Annotated in this window: 4 protein-coding genes; all 4 read right to left on the reverse strand. The window is 68.7% G+C overall.

The features are described from left to right. Nucleotides 1-297: hypothetical protein (locus QZZ33_RS09235; protein ID WP_291379617.1), on the reverse strand; the 297-nt coding region annotated here is incomplete at its 3' end. A 1-nt stretch (nt 298) separates the two neighbouring features. Beyond that, nucleotides 299-832 carry a sigma-70 family RNA polymerase sigma factor gene (locus tag QZZ33_RS09240; RefSeq protein ID WP_291379619.1) on the reverse strand — a complete coding sequence of 178 codons (534 nt, stop codon included), beginning with the start codon at nt 830-832 and terminating at the stop codon, nt 299-301. 77 nt (nt 833-909) lie between these two features. Next, nucleotides 910-1905: a polyprenyl synthetase family protein gene (locus QZZ33_RS09245; protein ID WP_291379621.1), complete on the reverse strand. Its 996-nt coding sequence runs from the start codon at nt 1903-1905 to the stop codon at nt 910-912. A gap of 12 nt (nt 1906-1917) precedes the next feature. Further along, nucleotides 1918-3501, reverse strand: coding sequence for an NADH-quinone oxidoreductase subunit NuoN (gene nuoN / locus QZZ33_RS09250; protein ID WP_291379623.1), 1584 nt, complete (start codon nt 3499-3501; stop codon nt 1918-1920). Nucleotides 3502-3551 lie beyond the last annotated feature (50 nt).

Below are 3551 nucleotides of genomic sequence, written 5' to 3' on the forward strand. Positions count from 1 at the left end.
GGCGGGCATGTATGCCGTGCACTCCCCCAGCGAGTTCGGGTCCTCCATCACCAGACGATGCGCGGGGTTGAGCGCGTCGCCGCCCTCACCGCCCCCGGTCACCGCCACCGCGGTCGCCACGATGCCGACCAGGGTCGCCGCCGCGACGGTGCTCGCGGCACCGGCTCGCCAGGCTCGCCGATGGCGCGTGTCGCGCACGGCGCGCCCTGCGAGGCCGTCCCACGCCTCCCCGACGCTTCCCAGCGCACCCACATGGGCCTGGAAGCCGTCCTGAAGCACCTCTCGCAATTCGCGCATGTCAGTCACCTCGCCTTGTCGAAACCACGTCGGTGATCTCCTCGTCGTCTTCCCACTCCGTCACGTCGAGCAGCGGCAACAGCCTGGCCCGCGCATCGGCGAGGTAGCGCTTCACCGTGCCCTCTGCCAGCCCCAGCCTGGCCGCGACCTGGGGCACAGTGAGGTCGTCGAAGAACCGCAACACGATGCACACCTGCTCGCGCGGCGGCAGCTCCCTGAGGGCCGCGCGCACGTCCAGGCCCGCATCCAGATCGGCGGTGTACGGGGGCCTCTCGAAGGCCCGCGTCACGGCGCGGCGCTTGCTCGTGGCCGAGCGACCCTTGTCGATCACGATGCTGGGCATCGCGGAGCGGACGTATGCCTCCGCCTCATCGACCGTGCGCAGCGGCCGCGGCCTCGAGAACACCTTGACGATGGCGTCGTGCACCAGGTCCTCAGCATCGCCGTCGCGGCCCACCAGCAGCGCCGCGTAGGCGATCAGCCTTGGTCCTCGTTCGGCGAGCAACCGCTCGACCAACTCTTGCCACCGTGCCACGTCCCCACCTCTCGCTCTCACCCTGCCAAACGGAGGCGGGGCGCGGATCGTTGGGCTCGGTGGGTTTCGCCCGCGAACTAGGCCGCGCGGGCCACGAGCGCCTCGGCGAAAGCCACGAGGGCGTCCTTGACCTCGCCGTCTGGCAGGCCCTCGATCGCGGTCACGGCCTGGCGGCTCCATTCCCCGGCCAGGGCGGCGGTCTGCTCGAGTACTGGGTGTGCGCGCAGCCGATCCACCACGTCCGCCAACACGGCATCGTCCGTGAGATCGCCAGCGATCGCCGCGAGCAGGGCCTCGTCCTCGGCGGTGCCGTCCGGACCGTGGGCGTGCTGGCGCAGCAGCAGCACCGGCATGGTCGCCACGCCCTCGCGCAGGTCGGTGCCCGGCGTCTTGCCGGAGACGTCGCCGTCCGAGCGGATGTCCAACACGTCGTCGGCAATCTGGAAGGCCACGCCAGCAAGCTCGCCGTAGTGGGTGACCTGCTCGACGACGCTGCGGTTGCAGCCTGCGAACATGGCGCCAAAGCGCGCCGACGTGGCGATGAGCGAGCCCGTCTTATCGGCCAACACCTGCAGATAGTGCTGCACGGCGTCCTCGCCGTCTGCTGGGCCGACCGTCTCGTGCAGCTGGCCGAGGCACAGCCGCTCGAACGTGGACGCCTGAATGCGAACGGCCTCTGGGCCCAGACCGGCCACCACGGAGGAGGCCCTGGCGAACAGCAGGTCGCCCGTGAGGATCGCGACCGAGTTGCCCCACACCTCGTGGGCGGCTGGCGCGCCGCGACGGGTGGGAGCGGAGTCCATGACGTCGTCGTGATACAACGTCGCGAGGTGGGTCAGTTCGACCACAACGGCGGCGTCGAGCACCTCCGGCCGCGCGGCGTCACCCAGTTGCGCGGTGAGCAGCACGAGCATCGGCCGTAGCCTCTTGCCCCCGGCGTCCACGAGGTGCCTGGACGTGGCATCGGCGAGCCTGTCAGATTGCGCGACCGCGTCCCGTAGCCGCTCCTCGATGAGATCGAGGCGCGGGGAGATCGACGCCTCGAGCGCGGCGTTGCCGATGGGCAATGGCATGGTGGCGGCCGCCTACCCGCCCGCAACCACTGGCGGCGACAGCAGCACGCCGGCCTCGTCCGCGATGTTGAGCGCGCCGGAGGGCAGCACGCCAAGCACCAGCACGATGATCCCGGCCGCGATCGCCACCCCACGCCCGATGCCGGTGGCGCGCACCTCGACGCGGGGGCTCGTGTCGTCAGGCGCGTCGGTGAAGAACATCAGCACAGCCAGGCGAATGTAGAAGAACACGGCGGCCGTCGATGCGAGGACTGCCACCACCACGAGCGGCCAGGCGCCCTGCTCGAGCGCCGCGCGGAACACCACAAACTTGCCCACGAAGCCAGCTGTGAGCGGGATGCCAGCGAACGACAGCAGGAACAGCGACATCGCTCCAGCCAGCAAGGGGCTGCGCTTGCCCAGCCCCGCCCACTGGCCAAGGCGAGTGGCCTCTGCGCCCACCGCGCCGTCTGGCGTGAGCTCGCGCACTTGCGTGATCACCGCGAACGCGCCAAGCGTCGCGATGCCGTAGGTGGCCAGGTAGAACGGCAAGGCCGACAGCGCCAACGGAGAGAAACCTGCGAATGCCACCAGGATGAATCCGGCGTGCGCGATCGACGAGTACGCGAGCATGCGCTTGACGTCCGTCTGCACGATGGCGAGCACCGTGCCAAACACCATGGACGCGATCGCGACCGTCCAGATCACCCAGTTGAGATCCCAGGCGAACCTGTACAGCACCAGGTAGGACAGTCGTAGTAGCGCGGCGACGGCGGCCGCCTTGGTCGCTGCGGCCATGAAGGCGGTGACGGGAGAGGGTGCGCCCTGGTACGCGTCTGGAACCCACATGTGGAACGGCACGGCGCCAATCTTGAACAGCAACCCCACCAGCACCATGAACAGGCCCAGCACCAGCATGGTGTGGCGCTCAGGGTGGTACAGGCCCAGCATCTCTCGCATGCCGGTGGTCTCTGTGGCGCCGTACAGTAGCGCCACGCCGAAGAGGAAGATCGCCGACGAGAAGGCTCCTAGCAGGAAGTACTTAAGCGATGCTTCCTGGCTGAGCAGCCGGCGCCTGCGCGACAGCGCCACCAAGATGTATAGCGGCAGGGACAACAACTCGAGAGCCACGAACAGGAACAGCAAGTCGTTGACCGATGCGAACAGCATCATGCCGCCCGTCGCGAGCATCGCAAGCGGGAACGACTCGGTGACGGCCAGCCCCTTGGCGCGGGCTACCGTCTCTTCTGACGAACCGGGAGCGACAGAGGCGAGCGGGGTGAAGGCGTCCTCCCCCTCGCGGTTCCTGTCAGCGAACAGCACCACGCCGCCGATGGCGAACACGACCAGCAAGAACTGCCATACGAGCGCCTGACGGTCCAGGTAGATCATGGTGTCAAGCACCACCACGCCGTCGCCCTCGATGGCCACCCACTGCCACACGATGGCAAACAGCGCGGTGACGAGCGCCAGCACGGACAGCTGCAGTTGCACCATGCGGCGCAACGCCACGTTGCGCATGAAAGCCTCGATGAGCACGCCGAGGGCGCCGGCCACAAGCACGATGATGATCGGCGCGAGCGGCGCCCACGCGATCTCGGGAGCGGTGTAGGTCACTGCCCGGCCTCCTCAACACTGACGACGATGGCTGCGCTCGGATCCTTGAA

Source organism: Demequina sp., from assembly GCF_016278775.1.
Lineage (GTDB): Bacteria > Actinomycetota > Actinomycetes > Actinomycetales > Demequinaceae > Demequina.